Source organism: Rikenella sp., assembly GCF_056799795.1.
In genome coordinates, this window is the sequence record NZ_JBQIQO010000003.1 from 1 (window position 1) to 16,313 (window position 16,313).

The following is a 16,313-nucleotide window of genomic DNA, read 5'->3' on the forward strand; positions in this document are numbered from 1 at the left end:
CGAGCTTTGGGCTATGCTTGTTCTTCAGGCGGGAAAACCGGATCCGGTTTTCCCGCCGCGCTGGGCCGAGCAGGGGGCTGTGGGTTGGGCTGAGCTGTTGGTCGTGCTTCTGCGGCTCGCAGAGCCGCCGGGCTTGCGCGCTGGGCCTTTGGCCCACCCCCAGAGCGCGCAGCCCGAACCCGACAGAATTGGGGCGGTGAGTTAGGCTGAGCTCTTGTGCGACCCTTTGGGTCGCGCAGTTCGCCGCTAGCGGCGAACTGCTATAGGCTGAGAGCGAATAGCGCGATTCCAAGAGGAATCGCCGTCCTCGGGCGCAGCGACGCTTTAAGTGATGCGGGGGAGGCGCGCCGAGGACGAACCTTGCAAAACGGGGGCGGTGAATGGGGTGTTGTCGTGCCCAGAAATGGGCCGAGCTTTTGCGGCTCTTTGAGCCGCGCAGTTCGCCGCCACCCCACGCGGCGGGCTGCAACTCGACGGAGCTCGTTGCTGCTCTCCGCTGGCGGCGACTGCTGTTGTTGGTCAAGGGGAGAATGGGGGTGTTGCTTTTGCGACCCTTTGGGTCGCGCGGGCCGGACGCCTGCCCACGCTCGGCCCGCAACACGCCGCTTCGCGTCGAAAATTGCGATACCTCCCGGGCGTCCGGCCTGTTTTAGCCAAGAGTGAATATTAAGGGTCGGAGCCAGCGTGGCCGGAAACGAGCACCGCGACGTTGCAGGCCTACGCCGGGGGAGGCTATCGGCCCGAGCGGTTCTTCGAACCGCAGGAGCACAAATGTAGAGACTGCCGGATTATTCAGGGTAGACCCGGCCAGCTTTCGAGTGCCGAGCGTCCCCGTTTATTCCGAGAGGCAACGCAACGGAAAACCGTAAGCACGATAGTTTGCATCGTTGGTTACCCACGTCGCGCTGAAATACAAACGGAAACCGTTGGCATCGTCCACTGAAGACGACCAACTGTATCCCCGGTTCCCATTAAGCCCGGTCGTGCCGGAGTGGGCGTTGCGGAAGCCCGGGCCGTTCGGTACTCAAAAGATAGCCCGTCTTGGCTTTAATTTGGGGTAGAGGCGGCCATTGGAGTAGGGGTAACCCGGTCGGTTGCGACGATCGCCCCGCCCCGGGCTTGCGCAACCGTCATACAGGCGTATTGTACAGCGTCGGCGACGAGGGTTCCGTCTGGTCGGCTTCGAGCGATGAGACGAACAGCATATGGCTGCGTTTCGTGATGGATGCAGTTCAAGCCAGCTATGCGTACCGCCGTTCCTATGGGTTTCCGTTGCGTTGCTTCTCGGAATAAACAGGAACCGAGGCTGCCAGTAAACGCCCTGTGGGCATGCCCCGGGCTACCGCGAGAGAGCCAATGGCGGGCTGAGCAACGTCGGCAGCCTCGGGTTCAGCTATTCGTCGGCGGTCAGCGGTACCAATGGCATGAACTTGGATTTCGGCGTGATGCACCTCAATACCAGCAACGCGAACGGCCGCACCTACGGTCATCAATTGCGTTGCCTCTCGGAATAAACGGGGTCGAGGCTACCAGTAAAACGCCCTGCGGGCTCCGCCCCGGGCTATCGCAAGCGGGATACGGGTGCGCTGTATGGGGTTAGCAACAATGGTTACAGCTGGTCTTCCAGGGTCAGTGGCAATCTGGGTATACACTTGGATTTCCGCATGACATGGCTCAACCCCGGCACCGCGAACGGTCGTGGTTTCGGTTTTCAGTTGCGTTGCCTCTCGGAATAAACGGGGGGCGAGGCTGCCAGTAAAACGCCCGGTGGGCCCGCCCGGGCTACCGCGGCAACGGTGCAGGTGTTCCGTACAGCGTCTGCCACGGTGGCTATAGTTGGGCTTCCACAGTCAGCAGCAATGACGGGATGTACTTGAATTTCAGTACGACGCTGCTCGACCCCAGCCGGGCGAACTATCGCGCCTACGGTTTTCCGTTGCGCTGCCTCTCGGAATAAACGGGGCGAAACTCTGCGACCCTTTGGGGTCGCGCAGTTCGCCGCTACCCCCTGCGGCGACTGCAACTCGACGGGGCTCGTTGTGCTCACCGCTGGCGGCGGACTGCATAAGCCCCGCCCCGGGCGTTCGCGGTCATAATTCGGGCGCGCTGGGCGCTGTCGGCCGGGAAGGATCTATGTGGTCTGCTTCGGACTACGATACGAACGGTTACGGATTACGTGCTGTCACTGACGATGTTCAAGCCAGTTGCGAACATATCCGGGTCTACGGTTTCCAGTTGCGTTGCCTCTCGGAATAAACGGGGACGAGCGGCACCCGAAAAGCGGCTGACCCTGGACTGAGGTGATGCCTCTTGCTAAAGACAATAGAGCCTAAAAGAATAGAACCGATACACTACCAACAAGAAGATGGAAAAGAAAACCAAGATAGTAGCTACGATTTCGGACAGGCATTGCGAAGTCGAGTTTATACGCGCTCTGTATGCCGAAGGGATGAATGTCGTCCGGATAAACTCGGCGCATACGTCGTTCGAAGGGGCGACGGAAATTGTCAATAACGTAAGGGCGGTCTCGGAAAAAATCGCCATACTGGTCGATACCAAAGGGCCGGAGATTCGAACTACCCGGATGGCGGACGAGGGGGTGGAGGTGGAGGAGGGGGAACGGATCGCGCTGCGCGGAACGGACGATAACGAACAGCTCTCGTCGAAGGATTGTATCTTTCTGAACGATAAGGATATATTCGATGAGGTGCCGGTCGGGGTGGATGTCCTGATCGACGACGGGGATATCGCGCTGGAGGTGACGGACAAAATCGACGGGGCGCTGATCGCGAGGGTCAGGAACAGCGGGGTGATCAAGGGACGGAAAAGTGTCAATATTCCGGCGGTGCATCTCCATCTGCCGGCGCTGACGGAACGGGATGTCGAGTATATTCACTGGGCGGTGAGGATGAATCTCGATTTCATCGCTCATTCGTTCGTCCGAAATAAGGAGGATTTGATTGAAATCCAACGCATTCTGGATGCGGAGCACAGCACGATCAAGATCATATCGAAGATCGAAAACCAGGAGGGGGTGGATCATATCGACGAAATTCTGGATCATACGTATGCGGTGATGGTGGCGCGGGGGGATTTGGGGGTCGAATTGCATGCGGAACAGATTCCGATCGTTCAGAAAAATCTTGTCCAAAAGTGTATCGAAAGTAAAAAACCGGTCATTATCGCGACGCAGATGCTGCATTCGATGATCAATAATCCGAGGCCGACGAGGGCGGAGGTGAGCGATGTGGCGAATGCGATTTTCCAACGGGTGGATGCCATCATGTTGAGCGGTGAGACGGCGAACGGAAAGTATCCGGTGGAGGCGGTCAAGGCGATGACGAAAATCGCGCTGGCGATCGAGCAGGAGGTGGAGCCGATTATCGATGTCAATATGGTGAGGATCAATAACGAGATTACGGCGCAGTTGGCGAGGTCGGCGGTCAGGGCGTGTACGAATCTGCCGGTCAAGGCGGTGCTGATCGATACGTTGTCGGGGCGGACGGGGCGTTATCTGGCGGCGTTCAGGGGCGAAAAACCGGTCTATGCGCTCTGTTACAGGAAGCATGTGATGCGGGAGCTGGCGCTCTCGTACGGGGTGCATGCGGCGTATGCGGAGCCGGCGATTGCGCATGATCGGTTCAGTTATCAGATGCTCCTGATTCTGGAACGGGCGGGGAAGATTGCGAATGAGGATTTGGTGGTGGTGGTCGGGGGCTCGTTCGGGGCGGCGAAGGGGGCGTCGTTTATGGAGATCAGCAAGGTGATTCATCTGCTCAACAGGGCGATGACGGAGTAGGGAGGGGGGCTGAGGGAGGCTATTGTCCAAGCTGACAAGGAATTCACCGTGCTGCAACTCGAAGTCTCCGAAAGCATCCATCCTACTGAGGAATGAGCAGCCCCGCCCCGGGCTACCGCTACCGTATGGATGGTACATTGAGTGGTTTCGGCAACAGCGGGTACAGTTGGTCGTCCGCGGTTAATGGACTCCCCGGTATATATTTATATTTCGCCGCAACGGGCCTCAATCCCAGTGACACCGCAGGGCGCGGCTTCGGTCTTTTGTTGCGCTGCCTCTCGGAATAAACGGGGCAGAGGTGGCCGCGGCAGTTTCATATGAACAAGCGGGTCGGACGCCCGGGCGAGGCGGCTAGTAAAAGACGCTGTGCGTCTCTCCCGAGGGGAAGCGTTCAGCCCGCGCGATTCTTTGAATCGCAAGCATTCGCAGTCTGTTTATTCCGAGAGGCAACGCAACTGAAAACCGTCACCACGATTGCTCGCATACGAAGGATGCATGCCCGTCGCACCGAACAACAAACGCCAGGCATAAGTGCTGTTGCTAACAGTCGAAGCTGCCCAGAGAATTCCTCCATAACCGGCTTGATCCAGTGCACCCGTATCATGATAGCGGCAGCCCGGGGCGGGGCGGCTCGGCACTCGAACCGGGACGTCTCTACCTAAAGGATAGGTCGCTCTACTCTTTTCTTATTTGTGCTTTGACTCCTGCGGTTTTACGAATCGCAAGCATTCAGCCTAACTTACCGCCCTGTCTGTCGTGTTCGGGCTGCGCGCTCCGGGGGTGGGCCGAAGGCCCAGCGCGCAAGCCCGGCGGTTCGAAGAGCCGCACGAGCACCGCATTCATTCACCGCCCCATTCTCAGAAGTTCGTCCTCGGCGTGCTATTCGCTCTTAGTTCAAGCGGCCGAAGCCTGCGGGGCCCACAGCAACGTCAGTTGCGGGCCTCCGCTGGGGGAGGCTTCGGCCCGCGCGGCTCTACGAGCCGCAGAAGCTCGGCCCAAAGCTCGTCCCTGTTCTCCGCCCCGTGTGTGCCTCACTGCGGCTCCGCTTTCGCTCCGCCGGAGCCGCTCGGCACCCGAAAGATAGCCGGGCCTATCCCTATTCCCGTCGCCCGCGGCAATTCTTGCCGGATTGGCCGAGTGCCAACCGGCAGAATATGCCCTCTTTAGGCGGGCGGGCGACGGAGCTTTACGTGAAGTCGAGTTTTTCGCGCGCCTTGCGCGATTCATCTATATTCGGCTCACGCCGAAATAGTTGAATCGCTTCTTTAGGCGGGGCGCACGTCTTCGCCAACAGGAGGGTACTGCGCTCGGGCCGCGCGGGCCCCACGTCCCGTGGACGGGAAATGCTGACGCATTTCCACTGGCAGCCTCTACCCCAAGACAGCCTCTACCCCCGTTCTTTGTCCGCGCGCTGGCGGAAATCTTATTCAAACGCGAATCACGCGTTTGAATGATTTCCTACTTCAGCGATCGCGCGCGTCGAGCTTTGTTCGCGCGCCGGGGGAAATCTTGTCAAAACGTGCCAGCACATTTTGACGTTTTCCCTTTTAAGGCGACGGCGCGCGGTCGAGCTTTGCCCCGCCTCGAACTGTTCCTTTTGTGAACAAAGAGAACCAGAAAAACTTTAGACGGATGCTGACGCATCCTCAAGCTGCCGACGGCCCCACTTACGTAAGGCGGAGAAAATCCTAATAAAGCACCCAACGGGTGCGGGGACGGGCGAAACTTACGTTTCGCTATGACAGCTTCGGTCTTAACAACCTCTATTCCAACGCACAGCTGCCTCTACTTATCCTCATGTGCGCCATCCCCGCATGAACCACGCTCTACAAAAAAAGAAGGCGGGAGATTTGGCGAGTTCGGAAAAAGAAATCTATCTTTGTATCGGCAATGGTTCGCCGAAGCTCTCCACTCCGAAACGGACGGTCGGAGGGCGGCGATCAAAAGGGAACCGGGTGAGAATCCCGGACAGTCCCGCTGCTGTGAACCCCTCGGTACTTCGCGCGTGCGATACCGACAAATCGGGTGACAGGCAATCTTGTATACGCCACTGTTCGTGAGGAATCTCGCCGGCTCTGAGCCGATAGATACCTCGGAATGGGAAGGCGCGGCCCGTCGCTCGGGGGTAAGTCAGAAGACCTGCCTTGCCGTACCCTTGTTGTCCGCTTTCGAGGATTTAGAGCCGGAGAACGCCACGATTTTTTACCTTATTTTTCTGGGATTTCCGAAGAGGGAGAGTCGATCTCTGTGCGCGCGGTTTCGTGTGCGCGGAGAAGAACGACAGAGAACGGCCGTACGATCGTCGTACCGGCCGGAAGGTCGATTTTCGTCCGGGTTCGAAGCAGTTTCCGACAGCGGCACAAGTCGTTTGGAAACCATTTTTAACTCACACGAAAAAAGATGAAAAAAATCAACCTCTTGGCGGCGTTCGGCGCTGCATTGTTGCTCTTCGGCTGTAAGGACGACAAAGGGCCCAAAGTGCCCCTGCCCCACGAACCCACCGAAACCGTCGGATACTACGTCCTCAACGAAGGTACGCAGAGCGGCGGAAACGCGACATTGGGGTATTACGACATCGCAACGAAACATTTTACGCCGGATTATTTCGGAATGCAGAACCCGGGTGACGAGCTGGGCGATTTGCCCAACGACATGACGATCTACGGGACGATGGCCTATGTGACCCTGAACGGCAGCGGCGAAGTGGTCGTACTGGGAGCGACCGACGGCAAAGTGCGGAAACGGTTGGCAGTCGAGGGAGCGCGCTCGTTGGCGGCGCACGACGGAAAAGTCTACGTCTCGTCGTATAAGGGCGAAGTCGTGCGGATCGACACCCTGACCCTGGCAGTGACCGGTACGGCTGCCGTGAACGGCAAGTATTGCGAGGGGATCGCCGTGTGGAACGACAAAATCTATGTGGCCAACAACGCCACCCCGGAAGGGCTGCAAACCAAAGGAAATACCGTGTCGGTGATCGACATTCCGACATTTACGGAAGAGGCGCAGATTACGACGCCGACCAATCCCGTCGGATTGACGGTCGGCGCCGGGCGGTTGTACCTGACGACTTCGGCCGTCTACGACGACTCGTGGACGACCATGCTGGAAGACGCGCGGCTCCATCGGATCGACCCGAAACAAAACAAGGTGGACTATACCTTTCCGGACGTGACCGTGTCGAGCATGGCTGTGCTCGGAGACTACCTATACACCGTACATTTCAGCTGGGAGACCTACACGGGATCGTCCCGGAAAATCAATCTGGCGACCGACGCCGTGGTCGATTTTCTGGCGGAAGCGCCCGGCAACTCGGTCTACGGCATTTCGGCCAATCCGCTGACCGAAGAACTGTTCGTGATCAATTCCGGATACACCGGCCCGGGTACAGTGGATTGCTACAATGCAGACGGTACTTTCCAATATCAAATGACGGACCGGGCACAGGGGCCGTACGTCTCGAAGGTGGTTCCGGTGAATAAATAACAGGTAAAAACTTTAGTAGTGTAAGGTTTTTATTCGGAAGCGCCCCCTCCGGTGAGACGGGGCGCGGGGCACGGGGATGGTGGTTCTTCCCCGTGCTTTTTTGTATCCCCTTTTATATCTCCGCGTCCGGTTTCTGCACCCCGGATGTGGGGCGGTTGAGGGAAAAAGTGGCTATCTTTGTCCCGCTACTAACACCAAATCTTTGATTTTATGAGAAGAAAGACCGTGCTCTTGCCGGCCCTGTTCTGTGCATGTCTGGCGGGGAGCGCCGCCGCACAGGGGTTCGACAAAGCGGGAAAACCGGTGATCCGTCCCGAGTATAAGCCCCGGGGCGACATGTACCGAAACGGATGGATCGACTTCAACAAAAACGGGAAGAAAGACATTTTCGAAGACCCGACCCAGCCGATCGACCGGCGTGTGGAAGATCTCCTCTCGCAGATGAACCTCAACGAGAAGACCGCCCAGATGGCTACGCTCTACGGCTACGGCCGCGTGCTGACCGACGATCTGCCGAAGCCGGAGTGGAAGACCGACCGCATCTGGAAAGACGGCATCGGCGCCATCGACGAGCACCTGAACGGCTACCCGCCGGGGCGGCGCAACCGGAGCAATCCGTATGTGTGGCCGGCGTCGAACCATGCGTGGGCGATCAACGAGGTGCAGCGGTTCTTTGTGGAGGAGACGCGGCTGGGGATTCCGGTCGATTTCACGAACGAGGGGCTGCGCGGGGTGGAGAGCTTCAAGGCGACTAATTTCCCCACCCAACTGGGGGTGGGACACACGTGGAACCGGGAGCTGGTCTACCGGATGGGCGAGATCGAGGGGCGAGAAGCACGGGCGTTGGGCTATACGAATGTCTATGCGCCGATTCTGGATGTGGGGCGCGACCAGCGGTGGGGCCGCTACGAAGAGGTCTACGGCGAGTCGCCTTACCTGGTGGCGGAGCTGGGGATTCAGCTGGTGCGCGGCATCCAGTCGCAGGGGGTGGCGGCTACGGCCAAACACTTCGTGGGATACAGCAACGGCAAGGGGGCGCGCGAAGGGATGGCGAGGAACAACCCCCAGATGTCGCGACGGGAGATGGAGCAGATTCATGTCTATCCGTTCGGCCGCGTGATCCGCGAGGCGGGACTGCTGGGGATCATGAGCTCGTACAACGACTTCGACGGCGAACCGGTGCAGGGCAGCCGCTACTGGCTGACGGAGGTGTTGAGGGGGAGGTATGGGTTCCGGGGCTACGTGGTGTCGGACAGCGACGCGGTGGAATACCTTTACAGCAAGCACTTTACGGCGGCGGATATGAAGGAGGCGGTGAGGCAGGCGGTCGAGGCGGGGCTCAACGTGCGGTGTACGTTCCGGTCGCCGGATTCGTTTATCGTGCCGCTGCGCGAGCTGGTGCGCGAGGGGGCGCTGAGCGAGGAGACGGTCGACGACCGGGTACGGGACATTCTGCGGGTGAAATTTCTGTGCGGCCTGTTCGACAACCCCTATAAAAACGACCTGCGGGCGGCGGATGCCGAGGTGTGCAGCGAGGAGAACGAGGAGGTGGCCCGGCAGATGTCGCTGGAGTCCATCGTGCTGCTCAAGAACGAGGCGAACACGCTGCCGATCTGTCGGGACAGTGTGCGGCGCATTGCCGTCATCGGGCCGAACGCCCGGGCGACGGATTTCGTGACGGCCCGTTACGGGCCCAATGCCGTGGAGCCGGTGAGCGTGCTGGAGGGGATCCGGGCGGCGGTGCCGGAGGGGGTCGAGGTGGCGTATGCCAAGGGGTGCGAGCTGGTGGACGACAACTGGCCGGACTCGGAGCTGATGGACTATCCGCTGACGCAGGCGGAACGCGACAGTATCGATGTGGCATATAAAGCGGCCGCGGAGGCGGATGTCGTCGTGATGGTTTTGGGCGGGGGAACGAGGACGTGCGGCGAGAACAAGTCGAGGTCGAGCCTCGACCTGCCGGGCCGTCAGCAGCAGCTGCTGGAAGCTATTACGCCGCTCAAGGCGCAGGGGAAACGGGTGATTCTCGTCCTCATCAACGGCCGGCCGCTCTCGATCAACTGGGCGGATCGGTATGTGCCGGCCATCGTGGAGGCGTGGTATCCGGGGCGGCACGGGGGGACGGCGGTGGCCGAAGTGCTCTTCGGCGACTACAATCCGGGCGGTAAGCTGACGGTGACTTTCCCGCGGAGCGTGGGACAGATTCCGTTCAACTTCCCGACGCTGCCGTCGGCCCAGAGCGATTCGTGGGGGGCCAACGGGCCGCGCAGCCATCGGGCACGGGTCAACGGGGCGTTGTATCCGTTCGGTTTCGGACTGAGCTACACGACGTTCGCCTACAGCGACCTGCAACTCTCCGACACTGTGATCACCCCCTATCGGGGGCTGACTGTCTCGTGCACCGTGACCAATACCGGCGAACGGGCCGGAGACGAGGTCGTGCAGCTCTATCTGCACGACCGGCTCTCCTCTGTGATGGCCTACGAAAAGGTGCTCCGGGGCTTCGAGCGGGTGCACCTGAAGCCGGGCGAGAGCCGGATAGTCGAGTTCGAGCTCTGTCCGCGCGACCTGGAGATCCTCGACAAGGATTACAACTGGACGGTGGAGCCGGGCGACTTCACGGTGATGATCGGCGCCTCGTCGGAGGATATCCGGCTGCGGCGCGACTTTACGGTGGTCGAGGCCGGCCGGCTGCGGGAGATGCGGGCGACGGAGCGCAAGGGGGCGCTGGCGGCGAAGGTGTCGGCGAGCGTGGCCGACGGGCGGGCGATTTACACCGTGGACGGTGACCCGCAGACCGCTTGGGAGGGGACGAAAAACCAGTATATCACCTATGAGTTGCGCAGCGGGGCGAAGCCGTCGGAGATCGGGATCGCGTGGGCGGAGGGCGAACCTGTGGAGTTCGAGATCCAGCTTTCGAGCGGCGGCGGTCTCTTCATCCCCGTGTGGCGCGGCAAGAGCCGGATGAACAACGGCGAGACGGAGCGCTACCGGTTCGACGGCGCGACGTCGAGCGACCTGCGCATCCTGATCCTCAGCGATCGCGGTCGGATTTGCGAAGTCGAGCTGGCCGAGCTATAGGAGCGGCGGCGGCAATACGGACGGGGCGTCCTGCCCCGTCTGCTATTCCGGGAATCGGTATTCGCGCCGAAAAGTGTAGTAGACTGTGCGCGAGACGTTGAACGTGCGGCAGATGTGGCTCACCGTGCGCCCCTGACGCAACATGTCCGCAATGGCGTGGCGGTTGTCGATCAGGATGCGTTTCTTGACGTCCGTGCCGTACGGCCGCCCGATATGGATGCCTTCGGCCTTGCGGAGAGCGAGCGCTTCCTTCGTTCGGAGCGACATCAGGTTGTGTTCGATCTCGGCCACGAGGCCGAAAGCGAAAGCCAACACCTTGCTGTTGATGCTGTTGTCGAATGCGTACCCTTCTTTGGTGCTGTAGAGGACGATGTTTTTTTCGAGACACCGGCCCAGAATCGACATCAGGTCGGTGAGCGTGCGGCTCAGGCGCGAAATTTCGGTCACGATCAGCGTATCTCCGCTCTGCATGCGCCGTAGCAGCGGGCCGAGTTTCCGGTCTCGATCCCGCGTCTTGCCGCTGACCGTTTCGGTGACCCACCGGTCGATGGAGAGGTCGCGGATCCGGGCGAATCGACGGATCTCCTCTTTCTGGTTCTCAATGTGCTGTTTGTCGGTGCTGACGCGCAGGTAGGCTATGACGGACATGGTCGAAAATAATATGAAGAGGTTGGTAAATAGTACGGTTTGCCGAGTAGCACAAAGAAACGAAATTTCCGGCCGGATTGAAATTCGACTGCGGAGAAAAATGTGACGATTATTTCGGCAAACGACAGATATACAAACCGATTAGTCGAATTTTCTGTCAGATATCGGACAGGTACGGTACGGGAAAAAACAGGCCCGGACTCTTTCGAGAGTCCGGGCCTGACTTCGCAACCGGTTCGGATAACGGTCACAGCGGTTTCCGGTCGAAGAAAGGGTTCTTGCCGCCGGCGCTCAAAGGCACTCCCAGTACGGCGTGGCAGCCCGGCAGCAGGTCGAGATCTCGCGCTGCGACCCCCACCGAGTACATCACGCGGCAGTCTACCCGGTGGTCGGCAGCGACCGAGACTGCCGACCCCACGGCAATCCCGAGGTCGTTCATATTGAAGGCGCACGGTGCCTCCGGAGCCTGCTGTTCCTTGGCCGCACAGGTCGGAAACCCGCACCACCCGCAGTCGAGCCCCAGTGTCGCGCGTCGGGTGCCGAACAAGACGACTGCGCCCGCTTGGCGGATATTGGCCCCGTCGCGTGCGAAAAAGCCGCGTCCCGGCCCGGCGCTCATCTCGACGAGCCGGTCGGCGAGGCGTCCGATGGTGTCGCCGGTGAGCAGCGCGAGTTCGAGGTGGTCGACGCCGCGGGCTTTCGGAGCTGTGCGGGCGGCGTTCATCATCAACTGGGCGACTTGACGAAGGGTCGCGTTCCGGAGGTCGGTTTCGGTCTCTATCATGACAAATTCGGTTGGTTCCATCTCCTGTTCGGAGGTCGATGTCAAATATCGGCAATATTTTTCGAACTGTCAAGAGCTTCGTTAATCTCCTGTTTTCGACCGAATTACCCACTTTTCGGCCAATCTGTCGGTCGTATCCGGTGTGTTTTTTGCGTTTTTTCGATCGATTTTTTTGCTCGGTTCGAAATTTTGTCTACTTTTGCAGTGCCGAAAGGGCCGCCTGCTTCTCTAGCTCAGTTGGTAGAGCACGACACTCTTAATGTTGGGGTCCAGGGTTCGAGCCCCTGGGGAAGCACGAGTTCGCACGAAGAACAAGACATACTGATTCCGTAGCTCAGCTGGTAGAGCACAACACTTTTAATGTTGGGGTCCTGGGTTCGAGCCCCAGCGGGATCACAGAATACTCTCATAATCAGACGATTATGAGAGTATTCTGTTTTTAGTTGGACGTTATTTTGGACGATTCGCAAAATAGCGGCCACAAAAAAGCCCCCGCCGGAGGGCGAGGGCCGATACACGTCTCAGGTGTAGTTAAGCTCAAACGCTATGAAGAGACGTGTACTGAGGAGAGCTTCCCTCCGAGGTCGTGCAAGGCAGCCTCGAATATCCTCAACTCTTCCGGCGTCATCTTAGCCGGTTTCCCGTTGACGATCGTTCCGCTCAATCTTTGGTAGAGCCATTGGCGGGTCTTGCCAAAGTAATTCTTGGCTACGTATGACATGGATACGGCCGGCAGAACCTCTTGCAGCTTCACGCGAAGGGCGAGTTGTTCGGAACGATCCGCGGTATCTTTGGCCAGTTCGACCATGATCCGGCTGAACTCCTCCGGATTCCCCTTACTGATTTCGCGCATTTGCTGGACGATTTCGTCCATCTTTTTTTGGCTTCGAGCGTTGCGATATTGCTCGCGGAGCTCTTCGAGTTGTGCTTTCATAATTTCAATATCTTTTATGTTTTTTACTGGTCGAGCGCGGCGAGGTCTTCCTCTTCATATTCTATGCCGGATTCGGCAATTACATATCCCGCATCGGAGACGCAATACCCCTCGGGGTAGTTTTCGGCGAGGAATTGTTCGGCTGCATCGCGGCGGCTGGATGCTTCAATTTGGTTTCCGGTAGGATAACCTTCTGCGTTAAGGACGGTATAGAGTTTCACGTAGTTCATTGTTTTGTTGTTTTGTGGGGGCCTATCGGCCCCCGGTTTTACTTTTGTTACCTTCCGATTTCTTTGAGCCTTTCTTCGATTTTTTCGATTTGCTCGTCGAAAAACTCTTTGACTTGTTGCCCTCCGTCGCCTCTCCCGGCGACTTCTTTGTAGAGCTCGAGGTAGAGGAGAAGGTCTCTTTGTAACCTCTTTTTTTCTTTTGCTGTTTCTTTGTCCATAGCGTTTATTGGTTTAACTACGATGTAAAGGTAATAACCTTTTGGTAATTACGCAAATCTTTTTTCACAAATTTTTCATTAAAAAACAGCAAACCCAATGAGCATACGGGATGGCCAGCGAAAATATTTTTTGCAAGAAACAAAAAAGCGACCCCGAAAGGTCGCTCATTACCCGCCCACGGTCGGAGGATCACTTGCGGATCGTAATAAACTCCGCCCCGATAATCTCGGTATGCGGGTTCCGGCTGACGATCTCCTGCCGCCGCTCCTTCACCCGCTTGGTATTCCAGAGGAACCCGAGGAACCGCTTCGGTACGACGTGCTCCACATAAAGCAGGCTATCCCGGCTGCGTATAGTTCCCTCGAAAAGGTTCTCGCCGGAGAAGCATCCGGAGAAGTCAAGCCAGGTATCGTGGTAATCGACGCACCGGATTGTGCTCGGCTTTCCTTCGATATAGACGATGCTGTCCCGCGCGGTCGACCGGAGGGCGTAGATCGTCTCCTCCGCCTCCCTGAGTAGCTTCACGAGCCGGGCCACCCGCCAACGGTAGGGATGGCTGTGGGTGCTCTCGACCTTCCGCCCGTAGTCCTCAACGAAGTCGACGAAGAACGTCCCCGGAGACTTGTCTGAGGACTCCGTGAGAAAGGAGGTAAACTGCCTCCAGAATTCCTCTTGCGGAGGCGTATCCGCCAGCGGCGTGAAGTGTTTGATCGTATCCTTTACTGCCGTCTCCCACGTGTCGATCTTCTCGTTGATTGCCTCGGCAAGTTCGTTCCTCTTCACGACCCGACACCGCTGGGAGGTTTCGTTCCAGTCGGCCGAGTAAATTGTTTGTCCCAACTGTTTTTTGTACCTTCGTCCTCGGAACGATACGTCCAAGAAGATGCTGGTCTGAGTTGCGGCCGGGTTGTGTAGGCGGAATTTATGCGGCATGGTTGGACGATAGGTTGGACGATTCATCATTAATGGTGCGAATCTTTGTCTAAACACCAGGTCTCGCAAATATAAGAAATAAAGGATTTCCGCAATAGTTGAGCGGCGAGTATATACTATGTTCTACTCCCAGCGGGATCACGTGAGAGTCTCCTGATCGATCGATCAGGAGACTCTTCGTTTTTTACAGTCAATTTTTGTAACCGATAGTCGGCTTAATCTTCTGTAGGATGGATGATTTCGGGGGATTCGGGTTGCAGCGTGGTGGATTCTTTGTCGAGAAAGAGCTGGTCGCTCGGGCTGTCGCTGCAAATCACGTGTAGGATTTTTTCATGTTTCCGGGTGAAAACGAATGGGTGGTTCTCGCGCAGAATGCGTTCCGTCCCATCCGCCTTGATCCACCGAATCGTAGTGGGAATGCTCTCCTGATAGTTGTCGTCCTGCCACTCTCCGGCTGAGGGATCGGCGTGGGAGAAGCAGAAGGTCTTCTTGGTCACGGCGCCCGGTTCGCCGGCTGGGATCGTCAGTTTCGGGGCTCCTTCCATCTCGATCTCCAAGGTGCCTTCCTGAAAATCCTGTGGCTGCACGCTCAGGGCGAAACAAACCCACTTGAGCGGGATGGTGAGATGGGTGTCGGTCTCGGGCGAAATCCCATCCAGACAACCGTAAAAGCGACTGACCGGCGGACGGGTGTAGCTTTGGGGGGCTGTTCCCGCCGAAAGGGTTGCTTCGCCTTGGGTCAGGTTGTTCAGACTGGTGGTCATGGTTTTCGTAAACTGGTTGGTCACTTTGCCGGGCCCTTTCCCGGTACCTCCCAGATCGAACGGGGCGCCGTAGGTGCCGTTTCCGCCGGAGGCTATGATTGCTGTCGCTTGTTCCACGACGGTGACTTCAATTCTATAGATCTTTCCGATTTCCAGCTCGAGTTTCATCCGGGAGGGGTCGTCGAAAATGCCGTAGGCGTATTTGATGGAGCCTTTATATATCTGGACGGCATAGAGGTCTTTGCCTTCGGCTCGGGTGGCTGTCCGGTCTGCGCGCAGGGGACGATCTTGCTCTGCCACGACTTCCCGCTCGACCTGGAGTTGCACGTGGCAGCTGGGGCCGGGTGGAAGGGGAGAGGGGCGGTCCAGTCTGCACGCTGTGCACAACAGTATGGCGCCGACGATAAGGGGTGCTCTCCGGATGGTTCTCATGGGATCGAGGAATTGGTTCTAATCCCAAACATAAGCTATTTTGGTTGGATATTCTCAAAAATGACTATAAATTTTACTCATATAAGTTGAATACGTTATAAAACAATTGTTTTACGTTAATCTTAGGGGTTTGGGGGGTACTTGAGCGATTTGGGTAGAGGCTGCCATTTGCCCACCGCGGGCACGCGGGGCCTGCCCGGCCTGAGGGCAGTTCGAGGCAGGACAAAGCTTGACCCGAGCGTGGACGAAGAACGGGGGCGAGGCTGCCAGTAAAACGCCCTGTGGGCGCGCCCGCCCGGCGTAAGGGCAGTACCCTCCGGTAGGACAGACGCGCGCCCCGCCTAAAGAAGCGATTCAACTATTTCGGTGGTGAGCCGAATATAGATGAATCGCGCAAGGCACGCGAAACAGAGAATCGGGTAGAGGCTGCCAATAAAACGCCCTGTGGGCGCGCCCGCTCGCCTAAGAGGGCATATTCTGCCGGTTGGCGGAGAGCCAATCCGGCAAGAATGGCCGCGGGCGACGTTTAGGAGTAGATATGCCCATCTTTTGAGTGCCGAGCGGCACCGGCGGAGCGACAGCGGAGCCGCAGTGAGGCGGACACGGGGCGGAGAACTGGGGCGGAGAACTGGGGCGAACTTTGGGCTGGAATTTGGGCCGAGAGCGAGTAGCGCGATTCCAGAGGAATCGCCGTCCTCGGCTAGGGCGACGCATTAGCGGCGCGTGGGGGGCGCGCCGAGGACGAACTTCGCAGAAAGGGAACGGTGAATGGGGCGTTGCAGTTGCGGTTCGCAGAGCCGCCGGCCTTGTCGCCCAGCGGCTTTGCCGCTCGGGGGGATGGGCGACAGGCCGAACCCGACAGAATTAGGGCGGTGAATTAAGCTGAACGCTTGCGGCTCTTTGAGCCGCGCAGTTCGCCGCCACCCCACGCGGCGGACTGCAACTCGTCGGAGCTCGTTGCATTCATCGCTGGCGGCGAACTACTATAGGCTGAGGATGAATTCGA

Annotated in this window: 13 protein-coding genes, 2 tRNA genes and 1 riboswitch; of the genes, 7 read left to right on the forward strand and 8 right to left on the reverse strand. The window is 58.3% G+C overall.

Translation table 11 applies throughout. The features are described from left to right. The first annotated feature begins 1,143 nt into the window (after positions 1 to 1,143). From ACTO3O_RS01260 to pyk, 3 genes are all read left to right on the forward strand, one after another. Complete coding sequence (locus ACTO3O_RS01260; protein WP_482596368.1) at positions 1,144 to 1,293, forward strand: hypothetical protein; 150 nt, start codon at positions 1,144 to 1,146, stop codon at positions 1,291 to 1,293. Between the two features lie 840 nt (positions 1,294 to 2,133). Continuing rightward, positions 2,134 to 2,256 carry a hypothetical protein gene (locus ACTO3O_RS01265; RefSeq protein ID WP_297623866.1) on the forward strand — a complete coding sequence of 41 codons (123 nt, stop codon included), beginning with the start codon at positions 2,134 to 2,136 and terminating at the stop codon, positions 2,254 to 2,256. A gap of 109 nt (positions 2,257 to 2,365) precedes the next feature. After that, the gene (pyk, locus tag ACTO3O_RS01270) at positions 2,366 to 3,799 is read left to right on the forward strand and encodes a pyruvate kinase (protein WP_297832781.1); all 1,434 of its coding nucleotides are present in this window, start codon (positions 2,366 to 2,368) and stop codon (positions 3,797 to 3,799) included. 434 nt (positions 3,800 to 4,233) lie between these two features. Here the strand turns inward: pyk and ACTO3O_RS01275 are convergent, their stop codons facing one another. Further along, on the reverse strand, positions 4,234 to 4,437 hold the full coding sequence (locus ACTO3O_RS01275) for a hypothetical protein (RefSeq protein WP_297623875.1): 204 nt from the start codon (positions 4,435 to 4,437) through the stop codon (positions 4,234 to 4,236). Positions 4,438 to 5,673: 1,236 nt separating this feature from the next. Beyond that, positions 5,674 to 5,959, forward strand: a riboswitch (cobalamin riboswitch). 240 nt (positions 5,960 to 6,199) lie between these two features. Here ACTO3O_RS01275 and ACTO3O_RS01280 point away from each other — a divergent pair. Both ACTO3O_RS01280 and ACTO3O_RS01285 read left to right on the forward strand, forming a co-directional pair. Further along, positions 6,200 to 7,282, forward strand: a complete 1,083-nt coding sequence (locus ACTO3O_RS01280) for a YncE family protein (RefSeq protein WP_297832338.1) — start codon at positions 6,200 to 6,202, stop codon at positions 7,280 to 7,282. Positions 7,283 to 7,492: 210 nt separating this feature from the next. Beyond that, positions 7,493 to 10,363, forward strand: coding sequence for a glycoside hydrolase family 3 N-terminal domain-containing protein (locus tag ACTO3O_RS01285; RefSeq protein WP_297832340.1), 2,871 nt, complete (start codon positions 7,493 to 7,495; stop codon positions 10,361 to 10,363). 42 nt (positions 10,364 to 10,405) lie between these two features. Here ACTO3O_RS01285 and ACTO3O_RS01290 read toward each other — a convergent pair whose 3' ends face one another. Together ACTO3O_RS01290 and ACTO3O_RS01295 are read right to left on the reverse strand one after the other, a co-directional pair. Further along, positions 10,406 to 11,011 carry a recombinase family protein gene (locus ACTO3O_RS01290; RefSeq protein ID WP_297832342.1) on the reverse strand — a complete coding sequence of 202 codons (606 nt, stop codon included), beginning with the start codon at positions 11,009 to 11,011 and terminating at the stop codon, positions 10,406 to 10,408. 247 nt (positions 11,012 to 11,258) lie between these two features. Continuing rightward, positions 11,259 to 11,795, reverse strand: a complete 537-nt coding sequence (locus ACTO3O_RS01295) for a ferredoxin domain-containing protein (protein ID WP_297832344.1) — start codon at positions 11,793 to 11,795, stop codon at positions 11,259 to 11,261. Positions 11,796 to 12,017: 222 nt separating this feature from the next. Between ACTO3O_RS01295 and ACTO3O_RS01300 the strand changes: the two genes are divergently transcribed. After that, positions 12,018 to 12,090 (forward strand) — tRNA-Lys (locus ACTO3O_RS01300). Positions 12,091 to 12,118: 28 nt separating this feature from the next. After that, positions 12,119 to 12,191, forward strand: a tRNA-Lys gene (locus ACTO3O_RS01305). A gap of 148 nt (positions 12,192 to 12,339) precedes the next feature. On the opposite strand, the gene ACTO3O_RS01310 is transcribed toward ACTO3O_RS01305, so the two are convergent. The 5 genes from ACTO3O_RS01310 to ACTO3O_RS01330 all read right to left on the reverse strand — a co-directional run bounded on the left by ACTO3O_RS01310 (position 12,340) and on the right by ACTO3O_RS01330 (position 15,175). Then, positions 12,340 to 12,729, reverse strand: coding sequence for a DUF5053 domain-containing protein (locus tag ACTO3O_RS01310; protein ID WP_297832805.1), 390 nt, complete (start codon positions 12,727 to 12,729; stop codon positions 12,340 to 12,342). Between the two features lie 23 nt (positions 12,730 to 12,752). Continuing rightward, on the reverse strand, positions 12,753 to 12,959 hold the full coding sequence (locus tag ACTO3O_RS01315) for a hypothetical protein (protein WP_298080838.1): 207 nt from the start codon (positions 12,957 to 12,959) through the stop codon (positions 12,753 to 12,755). 47 nt (positions 12,960 to 13,006) lie between these two features. After that, entirely contained in the window at positions 13,007 to 13,177 is a 171-nt protein-coding gene (locus ACTO3O_RS01320) for a hypothetical protein (RefSeq protein ID WP_297832811.1), read from the reverse strand. 190 nt (positions 13,178 to 13,367) lie between these two features. Beyond that, positions 13,368 to 14,141, reverse strand: a complete 774-nt coding sequence (locus ACTO3O_RS01325; RefSeq protein WP_367270617.1) for a DUF6549 family protein — start codon at positions 14,139 to 14,141, stop codon at positions 13,368 to 13,370. 185 nt (positions 14,142 to 14,326) lie between these two features. Further along, positions 14,327 to 15,175 (reverse strand): hypothetical protein, encoded by an 849-nt coding sequence (locus tag ACTO3O_RS01330; protein ID WP_297832816.1) that lies wholly within the window; start codon positions 15,173 to 15,175, stop codon positions 14,327 to 14,329. Between the last annotated feature and the right edge of the window lie 1,138 nt (positions 15,176 to 16,313).

What these genes read in the sequence shown, in the direction of transcription:
- ACTO3O_RS01315 (WP_298080838.1), bottom strand. Translation starts at nt 12,959, where the DNA reads ATGAACTACGTGAAACTCTATACCGTCCTTAACGCAGAAGGTTATCCT.
- ACTO3O_RS01280 (WP_297832338.1), top strand. Translation starts at nt 6,200, where the DNA reads ATGAAAAAAATCAACCTCTTGGCGGCGTTCGGCGCTGCATTGTTGCTC.
- ACTO3O_RS01290 (WP_297832342.1), bottom strand. Translation starts at nt 11,011, where the DNA reads ATGTCCGTCATAGCCTACCTGCGCGTCAGCACCGACAAACAGCACATT.
- ACTO3O_RS01295 (WP_297832344.1), bottom strand. Translation starts at nt 11,795, where the DNA reads ATGATAGAGACCGAAACCGACCTCCGGAACGCGACCCTTCGTCAAGTC.
- ACTO3O_RS01310 (WP_297832805.1), bottom strand. Translation starts at nt 12,729, where the DNA reads ATGAAAGCACAACTCGAAGAGCTCCGCGAGCAATATCGCAACGCTCGA.
- ACTO3O_RS01265 (WP_297623866.1), top strand. Translation starts at nt 2,134, where the DNA reads ATGTGGTCTGCTTCGGACTACGATACGAACGGTTACGGATTACGTGCT.
- ACTO3O_RS01325 (WP_367270617.1), bottom strand. Translation starts at nt 14,141, where the DNA reads ATGATGAATCGTCCAACCTATCGTCCAACCATGCCGCATAAATTCCGC.
- ACTO3O_RS01320 (WP_297832811.1), bottom strand. Translation starts at nt 13,177, where the DNA reads ATGGACAAAGAAACAGCAAAAGAAAAAAAGAGGTTACAAAGAGACCTT.
- pyk (WP_297832781.1), top strand. Translation starts at nt 2,366, where the DNA reads ATGGAAAAGAAAACCAAGATAGTAGCTACGATTTCGGACAGGCATTGC.
- ACTO3O_RS01285 (WP_297832340.1), top strand. Translation starts at nt 7,493, where the DNA reads ATGAGAAGAAAGACCGTGCTCTTGCCGGCCCTGTTCTGTGCATGTCTG.